The organism is Streptomyces sp. AgN23 (assembly GCF_001598115.1).
GTDB classification, from domain to species: domain Bacteria; phylum Actinomycetota; class Actinomycetes; order Streptomycetales; family Streptomycetaceae; genus Streptomyces; species Streptomyces antimycoticus.
Genome location: NZ_CP007153.1, coordinates 522542 through 546530, shown reverse-complemented (window position 1 = coordinate 546530; position 23989 = coordinate 522542). Strand labels below are relative to the sequence as shown.

25 protein-coding genes are annotated in these 23989 nt (G+C 72.2%); 16 read left to right on the top strand and 9 right to left on the bottom strand.

The window, feature by feature from the left end; all coding sequences use genetic code 11:
* Nucleotides 1-7: 7 nt before the first annotated feature.
* The 3 genes from AS97_RS02645 to AS97_RS02635 all read left to right on the top strand — a co-directional run bounded on the left by AS97_RS02645 (nt 8) and on the right by AS97_RS02635 (nt 2323).
* A complete protein-coding gene (locus AS97_RS02645) occupies nt 8-889 on the top strand; it encodes an alpha/beta hydrolase (RefSeq protein ID WP_210564269.1) in 882 nt (293 codons plus the stop codon).
* 222 nt (nt 890-1111) lie between these two features.
* Entirely contained in the window at nt 1112-1435 is a 324-nt protein-coding gene (locus AS97_RS02640; RefSeq protein WP_059148239.1) for a hypothetical protein, read from the top strand.
* Nucleotides 1436-1486: 51 nt separating this feature from the next.
* On the top strand, nt 1487-2323 hold the full coding sequence (locus AS97_RS02635) for an SAM-dependent methyltransferase (protein ID WP_059148238.1): 837 nt from the start codon (nt 1487-1489) through the stop codon (nt 2321-2323).
* 102 nt (nt 2324-2425) lie between these two features.
* On the opposite strand, the gene AS97_RS02630 is transcribed toward AS97_RS02635, so the two are convergent.
* From AS97_RS02630 to AS97_RS02620, 3 genes are all read right to left on the bottom strand, one after another.
* A complete protein-coding gene (locus AS97_RS02630; protein WP_059148237.1) occupies nt 2426-5200 on the bottom strand; it encodes an AfsR/SARP family transcriptional regulator in 2775 nt (924 codons plus the stop codon).
* A 194-nt stretch (nt 5201-5394) separates the two neighbouring features.
* Nucleotides 5395-6330, bottom strand: a complete 936-nt coding sequence (locus tag AS97_RS02625) for a TauD/TfdA family dioxygenase (RefSeq protein ID WP_210564268.1) — start codon at nt 6328-6330, stop codon at nt 5395-5397.
* Nucleotides 6331-6697: 367 nt separating this feature from the next.
* A complete protein-coding gene (locus tag AS97_RS02620; RefSeq protein ID WP_236669785.1) occupies nt 6698-7645 on the bottom strand; it encodes a LysR substrate-binding domain-containing protein in 948 nt (315 codons plus the stop codon).
* Between the two features lie 122 nt (nt 7646-7767).
* Between AS97_RS02620 and AS97_RS02615 the strand changes: the two genes are divergently transcribed.
* From AS97_RS02615 to AS97_RS02590, 6 genes are all read left to right on the top strand, one after another.
* Complete coding sequence (locus tag AS97_RS02615) at nt 7768-8145, top strand: nuclear transport factor 2 family protein (protein WP_086708031.1); 378 nt, start codon at nt 7768-7770, stop codon at nt 8143-8145.
* Complete coding sequence (locus tag AS97_RS02610) at nt 8145-9353, top strand: FAD-dependent monooxygenase (RefSeq protein WP_210564267.1); 1209 nt, start codon at nt 8145-8147, stop codon at nt 9351-9353. Before AS97_RS02615 ends, AS97_RS02610 begins: the two co-directional genes overlap by 1 nt.
* 230 nt (nt 9354-9583) lie before the next feature.
* Nucleotides 9584-10726, top strand: coding sequence for an inorganic phosphate transporter (locus AS97_RS02605; protein ID WP_210564266.1), 1143 nt, complete (start codon nt 9584-9586; stop codon nt 10724-10726).
* 34 nt (nt 10727-10760) lie between these two features.
* The gene (locus AS97_RS02600) at nt 10761-10985 is read left to right on the top strand and encodes a hypothetical protein (protein WP_059148233.1); all 225 of its coding nucleotides are present in this window, start codon (nt 10761-10763) and stop codon (nt 10983-10985) included.
* Nucleotides 10986-11062: 77 nt separating this feature from the next.
* Complete coding sequence (locus AS97_RS02595) at nt 11063-11905, top strand: pentapeptide repeat-containing protein (protein WP_210564265.1); 843 nt, start codon at nt 11063-11065, stop codon at nt 11903-11905.
* 40 nt (nt 11906-11945) lie between these two features.
* A complete protein-coding gene (locus tag AS97_RS02590; protein ID WP_210564264.1) occupies nt 11946-13106 on the top strand; it encodes a damage-control phosphatase ARMT1 family protein in 1161 nt (386 codons plus the stop codon).
* An 81-nt stretch (nt 13107-13187) separates the two neighbouring features.
* On the opposite strand, the gene AS97_RS02585 is transcribed toward AS97_RS02590, so the two are convergent.
* Together AS97_RS02585 and AS97_RS02580 are read right to left on the bottom strand one after the other, a co-directional pair.
* Nucleotides 13188-13451 (bottom strand): hypothetical protein, encoded by a 264-nt coding sequence (locus tag AS97_RS02585; protein WP_086708040.1) that lies wholly within the window; start codon nt 13449-13451, stop codon nt 13188-13190.
* 201 nt (nt 13452-13652) lie between these two features.
* Entirely contained in the window at nt 13653-13916 is a 264-nt protein-coding gene (locus tag AS97_RS02580) for a hypothetical protein (protein WP_210564263.1), read from the bottom strand.
* 207 nt (nt 13917-14123) lie between these two features.
* Here AS97_RS02580 and AS97_RS02575 point away from each other — a divergent pair, with 207 nt between their 5' ends.
* A complete protein-coding gene (locus AS97_RS02575) occupies nt 14124-14795 on the top strand; it encodes a pentapeptide repeat-containing protein (RefSeq protein ID WP_210564262.1) in 672 nt (223 codons plus the stop codon).
* A 150-nt stretch (nt 14796-14945) separates the two neighbouring features.
* Here AS97_RS02575 and AS97_RS02570 read toward each other — a convergent pair whose 3' ends face one another.
* Both AS97_RS02570 and AS97_RS02565 read right to left on the bottom strand, forming a co-directional pair.
* Nucleotides 14946-15716 (bottom strand): metalloregulator ArsR/SmtB family transcription factor, encoded by a 771-nt coding sequence (locus tag AS97_RS02570; protein WP_210567121.1) that lies wholly within the window; start codon nt 15714-15716, stop codon nt 14946-14948.
* A gap of 87 nt (nt 15717-15803) precedes the next feature.
* Complete coding sequence (locus AS97_RS02565) at nt 15804-16310, bottom strand: DUF664 domain-containing protein (protein WP_059148715.1); 507 nt, start codon at nt 16308-16310, stop codon at nt 15804-15806.
* 316 nt (nt 16311-16626) lie between these two features.
* On the opposite strand from AS97_RS02565, the gene AS97_RS02560 reads away from it, so the two are divergent.
* Genes AS97_RS02560 through AS97_RS02535 form a run of 6 tightly spaced genes read left to right on the top strand, consistent with a single transcriptional unit; the run spans nt 16627 to nt 22463 of the window.
* Nucleotides 16627-17358: a dienelactone hydrolase family protein gene (locus AS97_RS02560; protein ID WP_210564261.1), complete on the top strand. Its 732-nt coding sequence runs from the start codon at nt 16627-16629 to the stop codon at nt 17356-17358.
* A gap of 29 nt (nt 17359-17387) precedes the next feature.
* Complete coding sequence (locus AS97_RS02555) at nt 17388-18371, top strand: ABC transporter substrate-binding protein (RefSeq protein WP_210564260.1); 984 nt, start codon at nt 17388-17390, stop codon at nt 18369-18371.
* Complete coding sequence (locus AS97_RS02550; RefSeq protein ID WP_210564259.1) at nt 18368-19177, top strand: ABC transporter permease subunit; 810 nt, start codon at nt 18368-18370, stop codon at nt 19175-19177. Before AS97_RS02555 ends, AS97_RS02550 begins: the two co-directional genes overlap by 4 nt.
* Entirely contained in the window at nt 19174-19998 is an 825-nt protein-coding gene (locus tag AS97_RS02545; RefSeq protein WP_210564258.1) for an ABC transporter permease, read from the top strand. Before AS97_RS02550 ends, AS97_RS02545 begins: the two co-directional genes overlap by 4 nt.
* A gap of 49 nt (nt 19999-20047) precedes the next feature.
* A complete protein-coding gene (gene mdlC / locus AS97_RS02540; RefSeq protein WP_210564257.1) occupies nt 20048-21679 on the top strand; it encodes a benzoylformate decarboxylase in 1632 nt (543 codons plus the stop codon).
* 7 nt (nt 21680-21686) lie between these two features.
* On the top strand, nt 21687-22463 hold the full coding sequence (locus AS97_RS02535; protein WP_210564256.1) for an ABC transporter ATP-binding protein: 777 nt from the start codon (nt 21687-21689) through the stop codon (nt 22461-22463).
* A 99-nt stretch (nt 22464-22562) separates the two neighbouring features.
* Here the strand turns inward: AS97_RS02535 and AS97_RS46785 are convergent, their stop codons facing one another.
* Nucleotides 22563-23162 carry a carbohydrate-binding protein gene (locus AS97_RS46785; RefSeq protein ID WP_247204205.1) on the bottom strand — a complete coding sequence of 200 codons (600 nt, stop codon included), beginning with the start codon at nt 23160-23162 and terminating at the stop codon, nt 22563-22565.
* A 547-nt stretch (nt 23163-23709) separates the two neighbouring features.
* Nucleotides 23710-23973, bottom strand: a complete 264-nt coding sequence (locus tag AS97_RS02525) for a non-oxidative hydroxyarylic acid decarboxylases subunit D (protein WP_174887295.1) — start codon at nt 23971-23973, stop codon at nt 23710-23712.
* Nucleotides 23974-23989 lie beyond the last annotated feature (16 nt).

The window sequence follows — 23989 nt, the reverse complement described above, 5'->3', positions numbered from 1 at the left end:
CTCGGGCGTGACAGAGCTGAAGAACATCAACGCAAATGGACTTGATTTCGGGTATTTCGAAGCGGGCCCGGCCGACGCCCCATTGGCGCTCTGCTTGCACGGCTTCCCGGACACCGCGCACTCCTGGCGTCATCTGCTTCCCGCGCTCGCGGGCGCGGGCTACCACGCCGTCGCGCCCTTTCTGAGGGGCTACGCACCCTCCGGCATACCGGCCGACGGCGCCTACCAGGCGGGTGCGATCGCCGCCGACGCCAACGCGCTCCACGAGGCGTTCGGCGGGGACGGTGACGCCGTGCTCATCGGCCACGACTGGGGCGCCATCGCGACGTACGGCGCCACCGGCAGCGCCCCCGAGCGCTGGCGGCGCGCGGTCACGATGTCGGTGCCCCCGCTGGGCGGGGTGCTGGCCGACTTCTTCAACTATGACTACGGCCAGTTCAAGCGCTCCTTCTACATCTTCCTCTTCCAGACGCCGCTGGCCGAGGCCGGTGCGGCGGCGCACGACATGGCCCTGATCGACGGCCTGTGGCGCGACTGGTCGCCCGGCTACCAGGACGCCGCCGAGGACATCGCGCACGTCAAGGAGAGCCTGCGGGACCCGGCCCATCTCGCCGCCGCGATCGGCTACTACCGGGCCCTGTTCGACCCGTCGCGCCATGTGGCGGCGTACGCGGCCGAGCAGGAGGCCGTCACGGCCACCGGGGAGACCCCCATCCTCTATCTGCACGGCACCGACGACGGCTGCATCGGTGCCGATGTCGTCAAGGGGGCCGAGGACCACCTCCCGGCGGGCTCGCGCATGGAACTGGTCGAGGACACCGGGCACTTCCTCCACCTGGAGGCGCCCGAGCGGATCAACCGGGAGGTCCTGGCCTGGCTCGCCGGGTGACCGGGCGGCCCTGGGCTGACGCCTTGCTGCCACATCGCGTGTGACCAGGGCCTTTCCCATGCCGGAACGCGGTACGGCCGCGGCGGGGATCTCGACCGGGGCGGACCCGGTCGAGCCGCCGCGGCCGTCACTTTACCGCCGGTATACCGCCGCTGGTCCGCCCTCTCGCATGCTGGGCGCATCGCTACAGCCGCCCGGTAGGGACGTGTCTGGAGAGGGCCTGTGAACGTCGACCAGCAGCATCAGCCTCGCACCGAGGACGAACCCCTCTACGCCTGGAGCACCTTCCAGCTCTGCGGCGGGGTGGAGGGGTCCGGCCCGAGCGGCACCTGCCACGCCGAGCACACCGCTCGCACCTGTCTGGAAGCGGCACTCCAGGCCACCGCGACCCATTCCGGGGCGTACTCCTGGGGGCAGCTCAGCCGGGTGTCCGCCGATGTCGGGCTGCCCTTCCACCTATGGGCGCGGGATCCGGTCGCCTGGGCCGAACCGGGGCCCAGCAAGACGGTCACCTGGCGTCCGGGTGCGGCTCCGCATCCGCAGTGATCCGGGACCGTCCGCGGTGAGGCGAGGCAGTGCTATGGGTAAGGAATCACGATGAAGAGCAGCGGACCCGGGATAGGGCTCCTCAGGACAAAGGCGTGGCGGCCGGCCGACCACGGCCGTCTCGCGGTCAGCGAGGCGAATCCGGCCAGGGTCTACAACTATCTGGTCGGCGGCAAGGACAATTACCTCGCCGATTACGAGCAGGCTCAGCGATTTCTCGGAGTCGCACCCGAAGTCCGCGATACCGCGCTCTCCAATCGGAGATTCCTGCACCGCGCCGTCCGTCATCTCGCCGCCAGTGGAATCAGCCAATTCCTCGATATCGGCGCGGGATTGCCGGCGAACCCGAATGTGCACGAGATCGCCCAGGGCGTGAATCCCCGGGCCCGTGTGGTCTACGCCGACCACGACCCCATCGTGGCCAGCCACGGCCAGGCCCGTCTGTCCGTCTCCGGCACCACCATGGTCAGGGCCGATGTCCGCTCGCCCGACGACCTTCTGGGCCATGAGGAGCTGCGGCGGCTGCTCGACCCCGCGCAGCCGGTCGCCATCCTGCTGACGCTCGTCCTCGACTACATCGAGGACCTGGAGGACCCCGTCGGCATCGTCCGCCGGCTCATGGACTGGGCCGCGCCGGGCAGCTGTCTGGTCCTCTCCCACGCCACCGGTGACTTCACCCTCGACACCGACCGGGAATGGGAGATCATCAGCTTCGGCAACCCCGTCAGCCTGGTCGCCCGCGACCGTGCCGGGATCATGGAATTCTTCACCGGCCTCGACCTGCTCGCCCCCGGCCTGGTGCAACTGCCCTCCTGGCGCCCGGGCATCGGCGCCGAGTCCGACCCGAGCCGGGTGTGGGCCTACGGCGGGGTGGCCCGCAAGCCGTAACCCCGCACCCGCAGTGTACGTCGCCGTACCCCCGGTGCCGGCGCCCGCCCCGGACCCCGCCTCAGCGCGGGCCGGGGCCGATCTTTTCGGCGCGATCCGGGTTCAGCGCGGACCGGGGCCGATCTGCAGGGTCATACAGGCGGGGAAGAGCCCGCTCCAGGTGTGCCCGCGCCAGCTCTCGTAGGTACCGGGGCGCTGCCACACGGGCAGGGCCTGGTCCATATGGGACCGGCCCTCGACGAACCTGCCCTGTTCCATATACGTGATCCCGATCTCGTAGAGGGCGAAGCCCTCATGGTGGATGTTGCCCGTGCGGCGGGCGTACTCCAGGCTCTCCTTGAAGCAGGTCAGGGCGTCCTCGGGACGGCCCATGCCCCGGTGGGCGCGGCCGAGATTGCCCAGGCCGATCACCTCGGCCGGCAGATCCCCGGCCTCCCGGGCGACGGTCAGCTGTCGCTCCTGCACCGTGATGGCCTCCTCGAACAGGCCCAGTTCGCACAGCGCGTCCGCGAGATTACAGGCGGAGCGCAACTCGCCCTCCCGGTGACCCAGTTCGCGCCAGATCTCCAGCGCCGACTCCAGCGCGACCCGCACCTCGTCATAGCTGTGCTGCAGCCAGTACGCGGCGGAGAGGCCGTCCAGCGCCCATGCCTCGCTCTCCGGGTCGCCCAGGCGGCGGGCGGTCCCGATGGCCAGCTCGTTGACCGTCTGCAGATCCTGGGCGTGGGCCCGGGGGAAGAGGAACCACTGGAGCGCCCGCGCCAGCCGCAGCCCGAGACGGGCGATCGCCTCCGGCTGGGTGGGCTCGGCCGCGTGGGCGACGGCGGCCAGCAGATTGGGGAGCTCGGTCTTCAGCCAGCTCTCGGCCTCGTCCTGGCCGGTCAGCGGGACCGCCGGCCCCTCGCCGGGATGCCGGGGCCAGGGGCGGAGCGGGTCGAGCAGGGTGACCGCCTGCTGGGCGGTGGCCGCATAGCAGGACAGCGCCCGCTCCAGCGCCGCCGAGCGCTCCGCCTCGGGCTCCTCCTGCTCCGCCTGCTCCGACGCGAACAGCCGCAGCAGATCGTGCATGTGGTAGCGGACGGAGTCCCGGCTCTCCAGGAGCTGGGCGTCGACCAGCCGCTCCAGCGCGTTCTCGGTACGGTCGGCGGGCAGGCCCAGCAGCGCGGCGGCCACCGGCAGGCTCACATCGTGCCCGTGCACCACGCTGAGCAGTCGGAAGGCGCGGACCGCGTCCAGGTCGTCGGAGCGCCGGCCGAGCCGGAACGCCTCGTAGCTCACCTGGAAGCTGATACGGACGGCCAGATCGCCGAACCGCAGCTCGTCCAGCCGGCCGCGGGCGTCGGTCAGCTTGGCCACGAGGGTGCGCAGCGGCCACGCGGGGCGGGCGGCCAGCCGGGCACCGGCGATCCGCAGTGCCAGCGGCAGCCCGCCGCACAACCGGGTGATCTCCGCCGCCTCCGCGGGCTCGGCCCGCACCCGCTCCGCGCCGACGACCCGCTCCAGCAGTGCCACCGCCTGGTCCTGGGGGAGCACATCCAGATGCAGATGGGTGGCGCCCTCCAGGGTGGTCAGCATCTCGCGGCTGGTGACCAGCGCGGCGCAGCCCGGCCCAGCGGGGATCAGCGGCCGCACCTGGTCCACACTCGCGGCGTTGTCGAGGATCACCAGCAGCCGCCGGCCCGCCGCCAGCGAACGGAACTGCGCGGACGCCTCGTCGGTGTCGCCCGGCACGCTCGAGCCGTCCACGCCGAGGGCGCGCAGGAACCGGCCGAGCACCTCGCCGGGATCCAGCGCCGACTGCCCGGCGGTCGCCCCGTACAGATCCACATAGAGCTGGCCGTCGGGGAAGCGGTCGGCGAGCTGGTGCGCGGCGTGAATGGCCAAGGTCGACTTGCCGACCCCGCCGGTGCCGTCGATGGCCGCGAGCATCACGGACCGCCCGCTCTCGCCCGGCTCGGGGTCCTTGGCCGCGTCCATCAGCGCCTGGAGCACCGCGACCTCGCCATGGCGCCCGGTGAACGTGGGACTGGCGGGCGGCAGTTGGCGGGGGCCACGGGGGGCCTTACGGGGAGCGGCGGGCGCGGGGCGGTCCGCCTCCGGGGCGGGCGGCGCCATCAGGGAGGCGTCGGCGTTGAGGATCCGCTCGTGGAGGCCGCGCAGCGGCGGGGTCGGCTCGACCCCGAGTTCCTCGCCCAGCAGCCGGTGCAGATCGCGGTAGGCGGCCAGGGCGTCGGCCTGCCGGCCGGACCGGTACAGGGCCAGCATGAGCCGGCCGCGCAGCTCCTCACGGAACGGATGCCCGGCGGTCAGCGCCTCCAGCTCGCCCAGGACGGCCGTATGCCGCCCGCATCGCAGGTCCGCGTCGATCCGGGCGTCCACGGCCTGCAGCCGGCACTCCTCGAGCCGAGTGGCCTCCGTCGCCACAGCGGGGGTCGGGGGCACATCGGCGAACGGGGCGCCGCGCCACATCGCCAGCGCCTCGCGCAGCCGCTCCGCCGCGGTCCCGGGCGCCTCCCGGTCGAGGCTCCGCCGCCCCTCCTCGACCAGCTGCTCGAACCGGTGGGCGTCGAACTCGGCGGCCTCCACGGCCAGTCGGTAGCCCTGAGCCTTGTAGCCCTGCTTCTCGGTGATCAGGGTCTGCCCGGCCTCGTCGCCCAGGGTCTGGCGGAGCCGGGAGACATAGGTCTGCAGCAGCTTGGTGGCGCTCTGGGGCGCCCGGTCCTCGCCCCAGAGCTCGTCCAGGAGCCGCTCGGTGGAGACGGTCTGGTTGGCGTGGCACAGCAGCACCGCGAGCAGTGTCCGCCACTTGGCCGGCCCCAGGGAAGTCCACCCGTCGCCGTCGCGCAGCTCAAGCGCCCCCAGGACCCGGTATCGCACCCGTCGCCTTCCCTCGGCTCGCCAACTGACCATTCCGCAACGGTTATACCTCCGATGTGGCCCCTGCCGCGCATCGTTTCATCCGCCGGAGCGAGTCCGCGCCGGGTACGGATTGCGCGGATGACCGAAAATCGCCGCCCCGGGGGCCATCGTGGACCGGCCGTGCTCAGCACGGCCGGTCGCGTCGGCCAGGGTCAGAACGGCTGGTCGCCCTCGATGGCGACGCGTTCGGCGACCCTGCGATGCGGGGCGTAGTCGTTGACCGCGTAGTGCTGCGTGGCGCGGTTGTCCCAGAATGCGATGTCGCCCGGCTGCCAGTGGAAACGCACCTGGTACTCCGGGACATGCGCCTGCCGGCACAGGAAGCTCAGCAGCCGGTCGCTCTCCGCTCGCTCCATCCCGGTGATCCGGGTGGTGAAGGAGGTGTTGACGAACAGCATCCGCCGGCCGGTCTCGGGATGGGTGCGCACGACCGGGTGCTCCACCGGCGGGAACATCTCCTGGAACGGGGCCAGCCGCTCGGGCCCGTAGAAGCGGGAGAAGCCGGGGATGAAGTCGTGGACGGCGGTGGCGCCGTCGATGCGGTCCTTCACCTCCGCCGGGAGGTTGTCGTACGCCGCCGCCATGTCCGCCCACAGGGTGTCCCCGCCCACCGGCGGCACCTCGCGCAACTGCAGCACGGCGCCGAGCGCGGGCCGGGTGCGGAAGGTGACGTCGGTGTGCCAGATGTTCTCGAAGGTCGGCGTGGCGCCGGAACCCTTGTCGAAGCGGACGACATCCTCGCTGGTACCGGCGGCCAGCAGGGGATTGGTCTCCAACTCGCCCCAGTGGCGGGCGAATCCGCGCTGCCGCGCCGGAGTGAGGTGCTGGCCGCGGAAGAAGAGCACCTTCCACTCCAGCAGGGCCCGGTTCAGCTCCTCGCGCAGTGCGGGGTCCAACGGCCGGGACAGGTCCAGACCGCGGATCTCGGCCCCGATGACGCGTCCGAGGGGCGCGAGCTCGAACCGCTCGTACGGACGCTCCTCCCACTCCTCGGGCACGCGCCGCAGGATGCGCGGGCCCTCGTACATCCCGTCCGGCGGGATGGGAGCCTCGCGCAGGGTCGCTGGTGTGGTGTCGACGACGGTCATGGCGTCTCCTCATACGTGACGACGGTCAGGGGCAGGCGGGGGAGATGCCCCCGTGCCGAGGGGGACCGGGGGAACGTCGTCCGGATCGTCGCGATGTCCGGATCGTCAGTCGTCACGATGTCCGGATCGGCAGGGGAATGACCGGCGATCGTCAGAGGAATGACCGGCGTGGCCTCGGGGGCGCGGGGGCGTTGGCCGCGGGATGCGGAGAGTCCCGATTAGAGGCCCGAGCGCTCACACCCGGTCCGGTCCGGGGCGCGAAGGTGTCCCGTCGAGTCGAACCGGTGCCTGATCATGCGGCAATTCTGGAATCTGCCCTGGTGGGCTGTCAATGGGGCCTGCCATGCGTGTGCGGGGAGACGGCTCCTTACCCGGCGGCGCGGTCAGGGGCCGAGGTGGCGGACGGGGCCGAGGTGGCCGACGCGGTGGACGCTCGGCCCGCCAGGGCGGTGCGGGCGCGCTCGACCAGCGCCCGGCCTGCCGGGCCGTTCGGACCGTCCGCCCGCCAGGCGAAGGCCAGCCGCCCGCGCAGGGCCGGCCGGTCGATGCGGATCGGCCGCAGCCGGTCCGACCGCGCCTCGGCGAACGCGCCGGGCAGGATCGCCGCGCCCAGCCCCCGCTCGGCGAGCTGCGCCAGCACCTCCGGATCGCTGGCCTCGAAGGCGATATGCGGAGTGAAACCGGCGGCCGCGCACGCCTCGTCGATCCGGGTGCGCAGCCCGGTGCCGCGCGGCAGGCTGATCAGCGCACGGCCCCGCAGGGTGTCCAGCGAGATGGCCGAGTGCACGGCGAGTTCATGGCCGGGGCTGACCGCGGCCACGATCGGCTGGTCCGTGATCACTTCCAGTTCGACACCGGCGGGGGTCGTGGCGCCCACGCTGACGATCGCCGCGTCGAGCCGTCCCGTGCGCAGGCCCTCCAGCAGCTCATCCGAGGTGGCCTCGGTGAGGGTGATCTCCACCGCCGGGTGGGCGTCGTGGAACTCCGCCAGCAGCCCCGGCAGATCCACGCCGTGCGAGGTGACCGTCCCGACCGCGACATGGCCGCGCAGCAGTCCGGTCAGCTCGTCGACCGCGAGCCGGGCGCCCTCCACCGCCGCGAGCGCGGCCCGTGCGTAGGGGAGCACCGCCGCGCCCGCCTCGGTCAGCCGCACCGAGCGGCCCGAGCGGTCCAGCAGCTGCTCGCCCAGCTCGCGCTCCAGCCGGCGGATCTGTGCGCTGACCCCGGGCTGGGCCACATGCACCTTCTCGGCGGCCCGGGTGAAGTTCCGCTCCTCGGCCACCGCCACGAAGTATTCAAGCTGCCGTAGCTCCATAACCTATGATTCTAGCAACCAGACTCACCATCTCTTGGACTTCTGATCGCGCCCGCCGGAGGGTTGGAGACAGCCGAAAGACAGCCACAAGGCGGTCGAGAGGCAGTCGAAGGGAGTCGATCATGACCGAGACCCGTGCCCGCGCCACCACACCCGAGGATCTGGCCCGGCTGTTCGTGGAGCGCGCCAACGCCGGTGACGCCGAGGGGCTGGCCGAGCTCTACGAGCCCGACGCGGTGCTCGCCTACCCGCCGGGTGCCACGACCGTCGGCCGGGAGGCGATCCGCGCCGTCTGCGAGCGGATGCTGGCGCACGCCCCGCGCCCCTTCCGGGTGGAGGAGGCGCTGCCGACCGTCCGCTACGGCGATCTGGCCCTCACCTCGACCCGCCCCGCCGACCGCACCGGCGGCCGGGTGCAGGTGGCCCGCCGTCAGCCGGACGGCACCTGGCTGCGCATCATGGACCGCCCCGAGATCCGCGCCGAGGCCGGAGCCGAGTGATGAGTGTGCTCATCGCCGGGGCCGGGATCGGCGGGCTGGCCGCCGCCCTGAGCCTCCACGCGGCCGGTGTCGGGACGGCGGTCGTCGAGAGCGCCCGGGAGATCCGGCCACTCGGCGTCGGGATCAATCTGCTGCCGCACGCCGTGCGCGAGCTCATCGAACTCGGCCTCGGCGACGAACTCGCCGCCATCGGCGTGGCCACCGCCGAGAACGTGTACGCCGACCGTTCGGGCCGCCGGGTCTTCACCGAACCGCGGGGCGTGGCCCAGGGCTACCGCTGGCCGCAGTACTCGGTCCACCGCGGGGAGCTGCAGCGGCTGCTCCTCGCGGCGGTCCGCGAGCGCCTGGGCGCGGAGGCGGTCCGCACCGGGGCGCGGGTCGTGGGATTCGACGACTCCGCGGAAAGAACGGGGCCGGGGAAGCGGGGCGGCGTGCGCGTACGCATCCTCGACCGGGCGACGGGGACGGTCGAGGAGAGTGCGGCGCGGGCGCTGATCGGCGCCGACGGGCTGCACTCCGCGGTCCGCGCGGCGCTCCACCCGCAGGACGGTCCGCTGCTGTGGTCGGGCATCCGGATGTGGCGGGGCACGACGCGAGCCGAGCCGTTCCTCACCGGACGCTCAATGGTGATCGTGCGCGACGGGGACGCCGAGCTGGTCGCGTATCCGATCGGCGGCGGCCGGGTGAATTGGGTCGGCCAGGTGCGGGTGTCCGAGCCCGGGCCGCTCACCGGGGACGCGGCCTGGAACCGGGTGGGCCGGCTCGCCGATGTGCTGCCGTACTTCGACCACTGGCGGCTCGGCTGGCTCGATGTGCCCGGTCTGCTGGTGAACTGCGGCGAGATTCTCGAATACCCGATGGTCGACCGCGAGCCACTGCCGTGGTGGGGGAGCGGCCGGGTGACCCTGCTCGGCGACGCCGCGCATCCGATGTATCCGGTGGGGGCCAACGGCGCGTCCCAGGCCGTCGTGGACGCCCGCGTCCTCGCCCGCGAACTCGCGCGAACCGGCGATGTGCCGACCGCGCTGGCCCGCTACGAGACCGAGCGCCGCGAGGCGACGGCGGCCGTCGTCCGGGCGAACCGGGCCATGAACCGGGCCGGTGCGCGGACCCCCGAGGAGCTCGCCCGCGTCACCGACACCTACCGCGACACCACGGGAGGCGACGTCCGCACGCTCAACGCCCGCGCCTCCCTGAGCTGCCGGTGAGCCGTCCGGCCGGGGGTCGGAGGGGCGGGCGGAGCGCACCGCGCCGGTCGCTGCCGCAGCGCGGCCGGGTGACCGCGTGTCCATGGCGCCGACCCGGCCCGGTCGTTGGGCCGGACGCCAGCGTTGGCGCCCTCCTGACGCCGCGCTTAGCGTGGACAGCAGACAGCGGTCCTCACGAGACGGTCCGACGCGGCGACGTGCCGGACCACTCCTGGTGCGGGAGGTCGGGAATGGACTCCGTCTCCTTCCTCCTGGTGGCCGTCATCCTCACGGCACTGGCCTTCGACTTCACCAACGGTTTCCACGACACCGCCAATTCGATGGCCACGTCCATCGCGACGGGGGCGCTGTCGCCCCGGATCGCTGTCGTCGTCGCCGCGGTGCTCAATCTGGCCGGGGCGTTTCTCTCCACGGAAGTGGCAAAGACGATCTCCAATGGCATCGTCGACGACGCCAAGGTCTCCCCGGTCATGATTTTCGCGGGGCTGATCGGGGCGATCCTGTGGAATCTGATCACTTGGCTCGCCGGGCTGCCGTCGAGTTCCTCCCACGCCCTCTTCGGCGGGCTGATCGGTGCGGTGTGGGTGGGCGCCGGGGAATCCGCGGTGCGCTTCGCCGCGATCATCGAGAAGATCCTGGTTCCGGCGGTCGCCTCACCGATAGTGGCCTGTGCGGTGGCCATGCTGGCGACCTATCTCGCCTATGTGATCACTCACCGGGCGGCCGCCCCCGCGACGCGGAAGGGGTTCCGCGCGGGCCAGGTGGGATCCGCCTCCCTGGTGGCCCTCGCCCACGGCACCAACGACGCGCAGAAGACGATGGGGGTCATCACGCTCACCCTCATCGCCGGCGGTGTGCTCGGCCACGGCTCCGGGCCCCCGTGGTGGGTGGTGCTCGCCGCGGGCCTGGCGATCTCGCTCGGCACCTATGTCGGCGGGTGGCGGATCATCCGGACCATGGGGAAGGGGCTGACCGACATCCAGCCCCCGCAGGGGTTCGCCGCCGAGACCAGCGCCACCGCGGTGATCCTGGCCTCGTCACATCTGGGCTTCCCCCTGTCCACCACCCAGGTGTGCACGGGCAGCATCCTGGGGGCCGGGCTCGGCCGCAGGCTGGCCCATGTGCGCTGGGGGATCGCGGGGCGGATCGCCGTGTCCTGGCTGCTGACCCTGCCCGCGGCGGCGGCCGTGGGAGGTGTCGCGGCCTGGGTGGCGGACCGGGGCAACGCGGGGGTGGCCCTGGTGGCGGGCATCGCCGTGGCCGCGGCGGTGGGCTTCTACGCCCTCTCGCGCCGTCGCCCGGTGAACCCGGACAACGTGAACGAGCCCGGCGTCACCGAGCCCGCCGAGCGCACCCTGGGCCGGACCGTCTGACCCGGATACGACCCTCGTTGAGGAGCTGATCCGGATGGGCACCACCTGGGGCACGATCGGCGGGGTCTTCGGGGTCAGCCTCGGGGTCACCGTCCTGGTGGTCGTGATGTTCTCCCTCGGCGTCGCCGCCTGGACCCGCGCCGGTGGCGTACCGCGCCGCGGTCGTTCGGACACGGTGGCGGCGGCCGCGGCGGTGGTGTGTTTCGCCGCCTGCCTGGCGATCGCCGCCTATGGAATCGACCTGATCATTCCCGGCTGAGCCCGCTTGCGACAATGGAACGCAAGCGAGCACCGCCCGCATCGCGGTGCTCTTGTCCACGCGGGAGACCACGCACGGTGTCACATCCGACCGAAACCCCCTCCTCCGGCCCGGCCGCCGCGGACCGCACCGCCCTGCGTGCCGACTGCGGCAGCTGCTTCGGGCTGTGCTGTGTCGCCCTGCCCTTCGCCGCCTCCGCGGACTTCGCCATCGGCAAGGGTGCGGGGGAGCCTTGCCGTAACCTCCGGTCCGACTTCCGCTGCGGTATCCACACCCGGCTGCGGGAAGAGGGTTTCAAGGGCTGTACGGTCTACGACTGCTTCGGCGCCGGGCAGAAGGTCTCCCAGCTCACCTTCGAGGGCCGCGACTGGCGGCGGCACCCCGGGACGGCCTCCGAGATGTTCGCCGTCCTCCCCACCATGCGCCACCTCCATGAGCTGCTCTGGTACCTCACCGAGGCCCTGACCCTGCCGGCCGCCCGGCCCGTCCACGGCGCGGTGCGCCGGGCGCTGCGGGAGACGGAGCGCCTCACCCACGGGAGCGCCACCGAGCTGATGGAGCTCGATGTGGCGGCCCACCGCGACAGCGTCAATCAGCTGCTGCTGCGGACGAGCGAGCTGATACGGGCCCGGATTCCGGGCAAGAAGAAGAACCGCAGGGGAGCCGATCTCATCGGCGCCGACCTGAGCGGAGCCGATCTGCGGGGCGCCAACCTCCGCGGGGCCTGCCTCATCGCGGCGGATCTCACCCGCGCCGATCTGACGGCGGCCGATCTGATCGGGGCCGACTTCCGCGACGCCGACCTGAGCGCGGCCGACTTCCGGGGCGCGATCTTCCTCACCCAGGCCCAGTTGGCCGCGGCCAAGGGCGACGCCGCCACCCGGCTGCCGCCGTCCCTCACCCGCCCCGCGCACTGGTGATCCCCTCCTCGCCACCGTGCGGTGTGCGACCCTGACTGCCATGTCCGACACCGTCGACGCGCCCGTGATCCGTAGCGATGAACCCGGATCGTTCGCCCGGAGTGTGCTTGCCGAACGCCATCCCGCACTGATCGAGAAGGTGCGCGACGCCTTTCCGTACGGTCCCGAGCAGCACCGTGCCCTCGACGCGCTGCGTGACAATGCCGCCGAGGGCACCATCACCCCGCTCCCGCCCACCGCGTACGACCACGACCGGTGGGCGGAGTGGGGCCGGGAGCACTTTGGCCGGTCCTGGTTCGATGTGCCGTTCCTGTGGGCGGAGAGCTACTTCTACCGCCGGCTCCTGGAGGCTGTGGGCTTTTTCGCCGACGGCCCCTGGCGGGGCATCGACCCGTTCCGTCCCTTCAAACAGGCCGAGCTGCACACCCCTGAGGCCGAGGCCGAACTGGCCACCCTCGAACCCGCCGGGGAACAGGCCGACGCGCTGGTGCACGGCTCACTGTGGGGCAACCGCGCGGACCTGGGCTTCCGCATCTCCGCATCGGCCGCGGACGCGAGCGGCGCCGACACTCCGCCGCTGGTCGCGGACGACTCCGAGGCGCTGTGGTCCCAGCTGCCCGCCGGCTCCCCGGCCACGCTGTGCGTGGTGGCGGACAACGCCGGGCGGGAACTGCTCCCCGACCTCGTCCTCATCGATCATGTGCTCCACCACGGGCGCGCCGAGCGGGTGGTGCTGCAGGTCAAGCCCTATCCGTACTACGTCTCCGACGCCACCACCGAGGACGTCGTGGACTGTCTGCGCCGTCTGGTGCGGGCGGAGGGCGCCGCGGCCGGGACCGGCAGACGGCTGTGGGCCGCCATGGGCGACGGGCGGCTCACGGTGCGGGCGCATGACTTCTTCCGGGCCCCGCTGCCGTACGAGGAGATGCCCGGCGATCTGCGGAGCGAGTTCGCCGAGGCCACGCTCACCGTCATGAAGGGCGATCTGAACTACCGCCGCCTGGTCGGCGACCGGCTGTGGCCCCCGACCACCTCCTTCGCCGACCGCACCGGGTACTTCCCCGGCCCGGTGGCCGCGCTGCGCACCCTGAAGTCGGATGTCATCGTCGGCCTCGACGAGCGGACCGTGGCCGCGTTGGACGAGCGGGAGGACCACTGGCGTACGAGCGGCGCCCATGCGCTGATCCAGGTACGGCGGTGAGCAGCGCGTTCCCCTCACCGCTGCGAGGATGAGGGGAACGCGCTGGTTCGGCGATCGTGGTCGTCGGGGTTTCGCCGGAGGTTAGCCGCCGATGTTGTTGAGGCAGGTGCTGCCGATGGTGACGTCACCGCTCGGGGCGGCCCCGCCGATGGAGTAGGCGCCCCCGTTGAGGGTGTCACAGTCGTTCTTCTGGAAGATGAAGCTGGAGATGTCGATGCTGGTGGGGGTGCCGGTGTTTCTGTCGGAGCCGCCGCCGTAGCCTTCGGCGGCCGCGGTGCCGGTGCCGAGGAGCACAAGGGTGCCGGCGGTCGCGGCCAGCAGGGCGGCCTTCTTCGCGATCTGCATGGTTCCTCCGTGTCGGGTCGCGGAGCGAGATATCTGACGATCAGATTTAACGGAGAAAAGCGGCACGACGTCGCGTAAGCGCACCGCACAGTGACCCGACTGGCCCACTATTCGGTCTCGAAAGCGGAACGCTCCCCTCACCGCCGGAGCGGTGAGGGGAGCGTTGGTTCAGCGATCGTGGCCGCCGGGGTCCGCCGGAGGTTACCCGCGGATATTGTTGACGCAGGTGCTGCCGATCTTCGTCTCACCGGTCGGACCAGCGACAGCGGTGGAGAGGGCAGTGCCGTTGGCGGTGTCGCACTCGTTGCTCTGGAAGATGAAGCTGGAGATGTCGATGCTGGTGGGGGTGTCGACGCCCCTGTCGTAGCTGCCGCCGTTGCCGTAGGCGGCCGCGGTGCCGGTGCCCAGCAGCACAAGGGCGCCGGCGGTCGCGGCCAGCAGGGCGGCCTTCTTCACGATCTGCATGGTTCCTCCGTGTCGGGTCGCGGAGCGAGATATCTGACGATCAGATTTAACGGAGAAATGCCGGAGATAGTTGGGTAAGCGCACCGTGGAGTGACCCGCACGGCGTACGCCATCCCTTCCGGTGTCAGTTGGTCCCCGCGGTGGTGTCCGACCCGGATGGCAGGATCGCCCCCGCACGCCGTCCGCCCCCAGGAAAGTGAGCCCCGCATGGTGCCGTCCCCCCGTGAACTCGCCGATCTGCCCTTCGCGGACCATCTGCGGCCGTTCGACGGGAACTTGGTGGAAGGAGGCGACTACGACACCGTTCATCTGGACGGCGGCGACGCCTTCGACGGAGCCGTATATGACCACGCCAGGTTCCTCGAGTCCGCGTTCTCCTCGGTGACCTTCACCGGGGGCCGTGGCCGCGGGGCCCGGTTCAATGAGGTGTGGCTGGACGGGGTGCGATGGGTGGGCACCGACCTGGCGGACACCGACTGGCTGGACGGCGAACTGGGCGGCTGTGTGCTGGCCGGCCTCGAGATGTTCTCCGCGCGGCTGCACCGGGTGACCTTCCACCGATGCAAGCTGGAATCGGTGAACCTGCGCACGGCCACGCTGCGGAACGTCACCTTCGTGGACTGTCTGCTGCGCGATGTCGACCTCGGCGGCGCGGGGCTGACGGATGTGGCGTTTCCGGGGTCGGCGCTGGAGAGCGTGCGGTTCGGCAAGGCGCGGATGGCCAAGGTCGATCTGCGGGGGGCCACTCGGCTGGAGATCGCCGATGGTCTTGACGCGCTGGGCGGCGCCACCATCGGCAGCGGGCAGTTGATGGAGCTTGCGCCGATGCTCGCCGACGCCTTGGGGATCACGGTGCGGGACGGTGGCGCCGCGCGCTGAGCGCCCACGTCCACGCACCGGTCCCACGGGTTCCTCTGGCTCCACGCGTCCCACTGGCCCACGCTCCCACTGGCCCCACCGGCCGCACCGGTCAGGGAAGGTGGGCGGCAGGGCCGCCGGGTCGCGACCGGAGGTGGCCGAGGACATCGGTCACCGGGGGACCAGCCACGGCTGCTGCGGCAGCGGGCTCCCGGTCTCGATCAGCGACTTCAGGTTGGACAGCACCGCGGCCCAGCCACCGGCCGCCGCGGTCCGCTCGGCCTCGTCGGCCAGATTCTCATGGGTCACGGTGAGCCGGACGATGTCGCCGTGCGGCTGGATGTCGAAGGTGACCCGGGAGGGCTCGGCGGCGGCATCCGCGTCGGGCGCGGCCCAGGTGGTCACCAGCCGGGTGGGCGGTGAGCTCTCCACGACCGTGCCGACCACGTCGGCGGTGCCGGAGCCGTCCGTCCGCCGATGCTCCCACGGGGAGCCGACCTGCCAGTCGGACACATTGCTGTGGCCCCAGTACTCGGCCGTGAGGTCGGCGTCGGTCAGCGCGTGCCAGACCTTCTCCGGTGTGCTCTCGATATAGATGACGTACACGAACGCCGGCTTGTCGGCCATCGCTTCCTCGGCTTTCTCGGCTTGTTGTTTCACCCGGCTCAGCGCGCGCAGCCGCGGGCGCTCGAACTTGTCGATCCAGCGTTCCTGGATCTCATTGAGGGGGACGGGGTTGAGGTAATGGAGTTTTTCGCGCCCCCGCCGCACCGTGCTGACCAGATTGGCGGCCTCCAGGACGGCCAGATGCTGGGTCGCGGACTGGCGGGTCATCTCCAGCCGCCGGCACAGCTCGCCCAGCGTCTGGCCGTTGTGCTCATGCAGCAGGTCCAGCAGATACCGCCGGGTCTGGTCGGCCAGCGCCTTGAAGACCTTGTCCATCTCTGAACTCACACCGCACGTTATGCAGGCGATTGCCTGCATGTCAATGCGGGCGGTGTGACGGCCCCGTCTTCCGTGATTCCGCGGCTAGCGCCTGCGGATCGCGCCGCGGATGAACGCCGCCTGCCCGGCGTGCTCCAGATCGTCCCCGATCACGCTGACCAGCCGGACGCCGAGGGTCACCGCCGGGGTCCACCGCTCGTCCACGATCCGGTCGAGATCGGAGTCGCGGAGGCCGCGCACGAAGGCCAGCGTGTTCTCGTGGACGGCGTCGTAGTACCCGGCGAGCAGTTCGGCGTCCGCCCGCACCGCCGCCACGTCCTTGCTCCGGTGGCCGTAACCGGTGGCGTCCGGCGGGAACGGCAGTCCGAACCGCTCGACCCAGCCCTCGGACGTCCACAGCTGCTCGGTGCCCGCCGCGTCGGCGATGTGGTCGTCCTGGACCCGGGTCAGATGCCACACCAGCCAGGCGATCGAATTGGCCCCGCTGTCGAGCCGTACGGCCAGCTCGTCCTCGGAAAGCCCGTCCACGGCCGCCTGCACCTCCTCGCGCACCCGCTCAAAGGCGTCGGCCAGCAGATCGGCGCTGTTCATTCACGGCTCCCTCGCTCGTGGTTACCTTCCGGCCATGGTTTCACCCCGCGGCGCGGGCGGTGGGGTGCCGACTCGCCGGGATGCGATGCACCCGGGCGGGACGAGGGGGAAGTAGCGGTCGCGCACCGCCTGGTCGCCGCGTTCGCCTTCGCTGTCGGCAGACCGAATCGGCCACGGGCGAAGCAACACGGGCCCGGCGCGCCGCCGCTGTTAGCTTCCCCCATCCGGCTCGGCGCCCAAGAAGGCCCAAGAGCCCAAGAACCCCCAAGGGCCCAGGAACCCCCAAGAACACGGTCGAGGACAAGGGAGCGCGGCGATGGTGACGACCAGGCGAATCGAATACTCCGTGGACGGCACGGCCATGGTGGGCCATCTGGCGCTGCCCGGGGGAACGGACCGGCGGCCCGCCGTGCTGATCGCCCACGAGGGCCCCGGCCTCACCGATCACCAGCGTGAGCGCGCCGACCGGCTCGCCGAACTCGGTTATGTCGCCTTCGCCCTCGACTACCACGGCGGCGGACGGTTCATCGAGGACCGCGAGGAGATGTTCGCCCGGGTCGACGAGCTGCTCGCCGACCCCGACCGCATGCGAGCCCTCGCCGGAGCCGGGCTCGCCGTGCTGACCGCCGAGCCCACGGCCGATACCTCGCGGCTCGCCGCCATCGGCTACTGCCTGGGCGGCACCATGGCCCTCGAACTCGCCCGCGGGGGCGCGGATCTCAAGGCCGTGGTCGGCTTCCACCCCAGTCTGACGACCACCCGCCCCGAGGACGCCGCCGACATCACCGGCAAGGTCCTGGTCTGCGTGGGGTCGGAGGATCCGATCATCCCGGTCGAGCAGCGGCTGGCCTTCGAGGAGGAGATGCGGGCCGCCGGGGTGGACTGGCGCATGACCATCCACGGCGGCGCGCTGCACAGCTTCACCCACCCGGACCTCGACCCCGATCCCACGACCCGCCCGGGCATCGGCTACCACCGGGCCTCCGCCGAACGGGCCTGGCGGGCCATGCTCGACCTGTTCGACGAGGTGTTCCCGACCATGGTGTGAACAGCTGACGACCCTTATCGTGAAATGCCATGAGAGTCCAACTGCGCTTCCGCTCAGCAAAGTTGGCCGCGACCACCACGGTCACCGCCGTGCTTCTCGCCGGATGCGGCGGCTCCGAGGAGGCGTCCGGGGCTCGGGGCGGGCCGGAGAAGAAGACGATCACGGTCGCCGGACTGCCGCTCGCCGATGTGGCCGCGCTGCACATCGCCATCGATCGGGGGCTCTTCGAGAAGGAGGGGCTGAACGTCCGCGTCCAGCCGGTCCAGCAGAGCGTCCAGGCACTGCCCGCGCTCGCCCACGGACAGGTGGACGTCATCGGCGGCGCCAACTTCGTGACGTTCCTCCAGGCCCGCGAGAAGGGCACCCTGGCCACCCGGGTGCTGGCCGAGGGCGCGCGCAACGCCCCGCACATGATGGATGTGCTGGTGCCCGCCGACTCCAAGATCAAGGGGCCGCGGGACCTCGGGGGCAAGAAGGTCGCGGTCAACATCCTCAACAACATCCAGTCGCTCACCCTCAACGCCGTCCTCGGCAAGGCCGGGGCCGGGCTGCCCGCGTACCGGCAGGTCCCGTTCCCGCAGATGGGCTCGGTGCTGGAGCGGGGCCAGGTGGACGCGGTGCACGCCGCCGAGCCGTTCCTCACCGCGCTCAAACGGGAGCTGAAGGCGCGCACGGTGGTCGACGGCAATGCGGCGCCCACCGCCGGACTGCCGCTCAGCGGCTATGTCACCACCGACACGTTCATCGAGAAGTACCCGAAATCCGCCGCGGCGTTCCAGCGCGCCATCACCGCCGCCCAGGTCGTCGCCGCCAAGGACCGTGGCGCCGTGGAGAAGGCGCTGCCCGGCTATACGAAGATCAAGCCGGCCGAGGCCGCCGCCATCGGCCTGCCCGACTACCCGGCCACTTCCAGCGCCGCCCAGCTCAAGCGGCTCATCTCCCTGATGCGGGCGCAGAAGCTGCTCACCAAGGACCTGGACCCCGCCGCCGTCCTCTACCAGCCCGCCAGGTGAGCCCCGCGACGGCCAGGCGGAAGCGCACCGGGCGGGCCAGGGACGCGCTGCTCGGCGCCGTCGGCGTGCTCGCGGCCTTCGCCGCCTGCGAGGCCCTCAGCCGTTCCGGAATGGTGCGGCGCGCGTTCCTGCCGCCCGCCTCCGAGGTGCTGGTACGGGCCGTCGAACTCGGCGGCGACACCGCCTTCCTGAACGGCGTCGGCGCCACCCTCGAGGCATGGGCCTCCGGGCTCGCCCTGGCCTGCGCCCTCGCGATCCCCCTCGGGCTGCTGCTGGGCAGTGTGCCGGCGGCCGGGCAGGCCGCGCGGGTGCTGATCGAGTTCCTGCGCCCGGTGCCGTCGGTGGCCCTGATCCCGCTGGTGTCACTGCTGCTCGGCGCCGGCAGTGAGACGACGATCGCCCTGGTCGCCTACGCCTGTGTCTGGCCCGTGCTGTTCAACACCGTCTACGGGCTCGGCGAGACCGATCCGCTGGCCAAGGACACGCTGCGCGCCTTCGGCTTCGGGCGGCTCGCCGTCCTGCTGAGGGCCGGTCTGCCCTCGGCCGCCCCATTCATCGCCGCCGGGGTGCGCATCGCGGCGGCCACCGCCCTGATCCTCGCCGTGGCCAGCGAGATCCTCGCCGGGTTCGGCGAGGGGCTGGGCACCTTCATCGCCCAGGCGGGCATGGCCACCGACGGCACCCGCGATGTGCTGGCCGGTGTGGTGTGGGCGGGAGCGCTCGGCCTCGTCGTCAACCTGGCGCTCACCGCGGTCGAACGGCGGTTGTTCCCCTGGGCGCCCGAGCACCGGGGGAGCCGCGTATGACCGCGCAGGCCACCTCGCTCGGCACCGTCCGGAGGCTGCCCCGGACGCTCGCGCTGCGCCTCGGCGTGCCGGTGGCGGCGGTGGTGCTGTGGCAGCTCGCCGCGCGGTCCCACGGCAGTGTGTTCTTCCCGACCCCCGCCCGGATCGTCGAGCACGGCTATCACCTGTGGTTCTCCGGCCCCGCCGGACGGGCGTTCCTCACCGACGCGGCGGTCCGCGATCTGCTGCCCAGCCTCGGCCGGGTGCTCGCCGGATTCGCCCTCGCCGCGGTCCTCGGCATCGTGCTGGGGCTCGCCCTGGGCCGCTCGCGCACCGTGTACGCGCTGTGCGACCCGGTGCTGCAGTTCGCCCGCGCCGTGCCCCCGCCCGCGCTGGTGCCCGTCTTCGTCGTCGTCTTCGACCTCGGCACGCCGATGCAGCTTGCCTCGATCGTCTTCGGCGCCATCTGGCCCGTACTGATCAATACGGCCGAGGGGGTCCGCGGCATCGACCCGCTGCGGCTGGACGTCGCCGCCACCGTACGGATGCGGCCCGCCGAGCAGATCGTGCTGCTGTATCTGCCCGCCGCGCTTCCGCGCATCTTCGCCGGGCTGCGGCTGAGCCTGTCGCTCTCGCTGATCCTGATGGTGTTCTCGGAGCTGCTGCCCGGCACCGCCGACGGCATAGGCTTCCAGCTCACCGACGCCCAGACCCGCTCCGATCTGCTGACGGTGTGGGCGGTGATGGTGCTGCTCGGTGCGCTCGGCCATCTGTTCAACAGCGTGCTGCTCACCGTCGAGCGCATGGCTCTCGGCAGACACCGTGCCGCGCACCGCTCCTGAGGACCCGTAGGCAGGACCCGCCCCCGCACCCAGCCGAGGAGGTGGCCCCATGGCCGCGCCCCCCGCCCACCCACCGACCAGCACGGTCCGCGACGCGGTGCTGGCACTGTGCCGCGCCACCGGCATGACGACCGTCTTCGGCAACCCCGGCTCCACCGAACTGCGGATGTTCCGCGACTGGCCCGAGGACTTCCACTATGTGCTCGGACTGCAGGAGTCGACCGCCGTCGCCATGGCCGCGGGCCACGCCCTGGGCACCGGGCGGGCGGCGCTGGTCAGCCTGCACTCAGCCGGGGGAGTCGGCCACTCCCTGGGCGCGGTGTTCAACGCCTACCGGGACCGGGTGCCGGTGGTGATCATCGCGGGCCAGCAGTCCCGTGCGCTGCTCCCGCTGCGGCCCTTCCTCGGCGCCGACGAACCGGCCCGGTTCCCGCGCCCGTACGTGAAGTTCAGCAGGCAGCCGGAGCGGGCGGCCGATGTGCCCGCCGCGCTCGCCGAGGCCCACCGGATCGCCATGAGCCACCCCCGGGGCCCGGTCTTCCTCTCCGTACCGGAGGACGACTGGGACCGCCCCGCCGAGCCGGTCGCCCCGCGCACCGTCCACGGCGGCTACACCGCCGACCCCGGCGCGCTGGCCGGGCTCGCCCGCGCGCTCGACGCGGCGGCCCGCCCCGCGCTGGTCGCCGGGCCCGGCGTGGACGACGAGCACGCCGTACGCGAAGTGGCCGAACTGGCCGAACGGCTGCGGGCCGCCGTATGGATCAGCCCGCTCTCCGGACGCTCCGGCTTCGACGAACGCCACCCGCTCTTCCAGGGCTTTCTGCCGCCCGTCGCCGACCAGCTGGCGCAGCGGCTGGCCCCTTACGATGTGGTGGTCGCGCTCGGCGCCCCGCTGTTCACCTACCACGTGCACACCGAAAGCCCGCCGCTCGCCGACGGCACCGAGCTCTACCACCTCGACTGCGACCCCGCGCAGGCCGCGTGGCTCCGCGTCGGCACCAGCATCGTCACCACCCTCCGCCCCGCCCTGCGCACCCTCACCGATCTCGTCCAGCCCTCCGATCGGCCCGCGCCAGAGATGCGGCCCGCCCCCGAGCCACTGCCCGCCTCGGCCGAGGAGATCTCCCCCGAGTTGGTGATGGACCTGCTCCGCGAGCGGCTGCCCCGGGACACCGTGCTGGTGGAGGAGACCCCCAGCCACCGCGACGCCCTTCACGCCCGCCTCCCCATCAGCGGCGCGGGCCGCTTCCTCACCACCGGCAGCGGCGCGCTGGGCTGGGGGCTGCCGCTCGCGGTCGGACGCGCCCTCGCGGACGGCGAACGGGTGGTGTGCGTGGTCGGCGACGGCTCGGCGCTCTACTCGGTGCAGGCCCTGTGGACCGCGGCCCGGCACCGCGCCCCGGTGACCTACCTCCTGCTCGACAACGGCGGCTACGGCGCGGTCAAGGCGCTGGGCCGCCGCATCGGCGTCACCCCCGTGCCGGGCACCGAGATCGGCGGCATCGACTTCGCCGCCCTCGCCGGGTCCTTCGGCTGCCCGGCCGACCGGGTGGAGCGGCCCGACGACCTTCCCAAGGCCCTCGACCGGGCCCTCGCCCTCGGCCGTGACGACGGCCCGGCGCTGCTCCAGATCCGGGTCCCCGCCGACGACTCCCCGGCGTACGAGCCCTGGGCCCGGTGAGGCGGAGATGCTGCGGATCGACCAGCTCAGCCACCGCTACGGCGACGGCCCCGATGTGCTCCAGGACGTCGAACTCACCGTCCCCGAAGGACAGTTGCTCACCCTCGTCGGACCCTCCGGCTGCGGCAAGTCCACCCTGCTGCGCTGTGTCGCGGGCCTCGTCCGCCCCTCCGCCGGGCGGATCACCCTGGACGGGGAGGTGGTGGACGGCGTCCCGGACCGGCTCGGTGTCGTCTTCCAGGACTACAGCCGCTCCCTCTTCCCCTGGCTCTCGGTACGGGAGAACGTGGCCCTTCCGCTGCGGCGGCGCGGACTGTCCCGCGCGGAACGCCGTACGGCGGCGGTGGCCATGCTGGAACAGGTGGGCCTGGCCGACGCCGCCCGCCGCCACCCCTGGCAGCTTTCGGGCGGAATGCAACAGCGCGTCGCCCTCGCCCGTGCCCTGGCCTCCCGGCCCGCGCTGCTGCTGATGGACGAGCCGTTCGGCGCGCTGGACGCCCAGACGCGGGAGGATCTGGAGGATCTGCTGCTGCGGTTGCACCGGGCCCAGGGGATGACGACTGTGCTGGTCACCCATGACATCGACGAAAGTGTCTATGTGGCGGACCGGGTGGTGGTGCTGGCTTCGGGGCCGGGCCGGGTGCGGGCGGATCTGCCGGTGGCGCTGCCCGCCGACCGCGACCAGATCGCCACCAGGGGGCTGCCGGAGTTCATCGCGCTACGGACGGAGGTGGGGCGCGCGGTGCGGCAGGGAGCGGACGCGCCCCCACCTCGTCCCCTCTAATACGTCTGGCGCGCCAGCTCGCCTGGCGTAGCGTCAGCCAGTCGACGGCGGCCACCCGGCGGCCGCCCGTGGCGACGAGAGAGACGTCATGGGAGCCGGTCACCGTACGGGAAGGCGTACCGAAAGCTTCCGCCAGCTGTCCGTGCCGCCGGTCCCGCGCACCGGAAGCGTGGCCGCCACCGGTCCGTCCGGGGAGTCCAGGCGCAGCCGCGGGGCGCAGTTCCCGCGGCCGCCGGCCGCCAGCCGCACCGTCAGCGTGTCCGCGCCCGCACCGAACCGCACCCGCCGGAAACCGATCGCGTCCCCCTGTCCGAGGACCGAGGTGGCGGCCTCGCCGCGCTCGGCGCCGCGGAGCACCGCGGCGCGCTCCGCCTGCAAGGTGGCGGCCGCGTCGGGGCCGTCGGCGTGGAGCCGGATCTCGTTCACCGCCCAGGGGTTCTCGCCCGGCGCTGTCAGCTCGATCCGCGGATAGCGGGCGGTGTGCTGCGGGAAGACCGCGTCCTGGGTGAAGGAGCGGCCACTGACCCGGGCCACCGGCCTGCCCCAGTGGTCACCGTCGCGGCTGACCGGGACGGTGAAGCCATAGGGGTGCCCGGTGGCGTCCATCCCCGCGTCGATCGCCATCCGGCCGAAGGTCTTCACGGTGCCCAGATCGACGGTGAGCGACTGACCGGGGGACTGGGGGCACTTCCCTTCCACTGGGTGGTCCGGACCCCCTCGACGGCGGCCGAGGCATCGCCGCCACCCGAGGCGGTCGCCTTCCAGCCGTCGTTGCGGACCCGGGTCGCGCAGCGCGCCAGCCGGCAGCCGGACGACCAGATGGGCGCCCGTATTCATACGCGCCCTGGCCCGCCCCGTCGCCCCGGACCTCACCGGTCACCCCGTCCACGGTCTCACCCGCGTCGATGGCGGGAGAGCCCGCGCGCGGCCACAGCTCGTGGCCGGACGAGTTGTCGATGTAGTAGCCGACCTGGCCGTCCGCGTCATGGACGGTGTTGTGGTCGACGCTGGTGCCCTTGGCGTCCAGGTTGCGGCACACATAGAACGGGCTGCCGTCACGTGAGGTGCGCATCGCCTCGGAGAGCCGGACGGCACTGGAGGACATCGAGATCGCCTGGCCTGGCTGGAACTCCAGGTGGTCTACCCCACCCTGCTCCGCCGCGTCCCCACCCTGCGGATGGCGACGGACCTGGCGGACATCCCCCTCACGTACGACGCGGTGATCTCGGGGTCCAGGAACTCCCCGTCACCTGGTGGCCGCCCCGGCGCCGGGCAGACGCAGCGGCGGAACGGCCGGGACCTCCGGCGCGGTGCCGATGTCCTCGGGCGTCAGCATGAACTCTTCGGGGTAGGCGTCGCGCCGGGTGCGCCGCGCGGGCTCGGTGGTGCGCCACATGTACAGGCACCGCCCGCACTGGAGCACCTCCCAGACACCGGGGACGGGGGAGCCGGTGATGTGCTCGATCGTCTCGTGGGCACAGCGCGGGCACAGGGGCATGGTGTCGGACATCCGAAGTCCTTCCGTG

What these genes read in the sequence shown, in the direction of transcription:
- AS97_RS02635 (WP_059148238.1), top strand. Translation starts at nt 1,487, where the DNA reads ATGAAGAGCAGCGGACCCGGGATAGGGCTCCTCAGGACAAAGGCGTGG.
- AS97_RS02625 (WP_210564268.1), bottom strand. Translation starts at nt 6,330, where the DNA reads ATGACCGTCGTCGACACCACACCAGCGACCCTGCGCGAGGCTCCCATC.
- AS97_RS02620 (WP_236669785.1), bottom strand. Translation starts at nt 7,645, where the DNA reads ATGGAGCTACGGCAGCTTGAATACTTCGTGGCGGTGGCCGAGGAGCGG.
- AS97_RS02615 (WP_086708031.1), top strand. Translation starts at nt 7,768, where the DNA reads ATGACCGAGACCCGTGCCCGCGCCACCACACCCGAGGATCTGGCCCGG.
- AS97_RS02610 (WP_210564267.1), top strand. Translation starts at nt 8,145, where the DNA reads ATGAGTGTGCTCATCGCCGGGGCCGGGATCGGCGGGCTGGCCGCCGCC.
- AS97_RS02605 (WP_210564266.1), top strand. Translation starts at nt 9,584, where the DNA reads ATGGACTCCGTCTCCTTCCTCCTGGTGGCCGTCATCCTCACGGCACTG.
- AS97_RS02600 (WP_059148233.1), top strand. Translation starts at nt 10,761, where the DNA reads ATGGGCACCACCTGGGGCACGATCGGCGGGGTCTTCGGGGTCAGCCTC.
- AS97_RS02590 (WP_210564264.1), top strand. Translation starts at nt 11,946, where the DNA reads ATGTCCGACACCGTCGACGCGCCCGTGATCCGTAGCGATGAACCCGGA.
- AS97_RS02585 (WP_086708040.1), bottom strand. Translation starts at nt 13,451, where the DNA reads ATGCAGATCGCGAAGAAGGCCGCCCTGCTGGCCGCGACCGCCGGCACC.
- AS97_RS02580 (WP_210564263.1), bottom strand. Translation starts at nt 13,916, where the DNA reads ATGCAGATCGTGAAGAAGGCCGCCCTGCTGGCCGCGACCGCCGGCGCC.
- AS97_RS02575 (WP_210564262.1), top strand. Translation starts at nt 14,124, where the DNA reads ATGGTGCCGTCCCCCCGTGAACTCGCCGATCTGCCCTTCGCGGACCAT.
- AS97_RS02570 (WP_210567121.1), bottom strand. Translation starts at nt 15,716, where the DNA reads ATGGACAAGGTCTTCAAGGCGCTGGCCGACCAGACCCGGCGGTATCTG.
- AS97_RS02565 (WP_059148715.1), bottom strand. Translation starts at nt 16,310, where the DNA reads ATGAACAGCGCCGATCTGCTGGCCGACGCCTTTGAGCGGGTGCGCGAG.
- AS97_RS02560 (WP_210564261.1), top strand. Translation starts at nt 16,627, where the DNA reads ATGGTGACGACCAGGCGAATCGAATACTCCGTGGACGGCACGGCCATG.
- AS97_RS02555 (WP_210564260.1), top strand. Translation starts at nt 17,388, where the DNA reads ATGAGAGTCCAACTGCGCTTCCGCTCAGCAAAGTTGGCCGCGACCACC.
- AS97_RS02545 (WP_210564258.1), top strand. Translation starts at nt 19,174, where the DNA reads ATGACCGCGCAGGCCACCTCGCTCGGCACCGTCCGGAGGCTGCCCCGG.
- mdlC (WP_210564257.1), top strand. Translation starts at nt 20,048, where the DNA reads ATGGCCGCGCCCCCCGCCCACCCACCGACCAGCACGGTCCGCGACGCG.
- AS97_RS02535 (WP_210564256.1), top strand. Translation starts at nt 21,687, where the DNA reads ATGCTGCGGATCGACCAGCTCAGCCACCGCTACGGCGACGGCCCCGAT.
- AS97_RS02525 (WP_174887295.1), bottom strand. Translation starts at nt 23,973, where the DNA reads ATGTCCGACACCATGCCCCTGTGCCCGCGCTGTGCCCACGAGACGATC.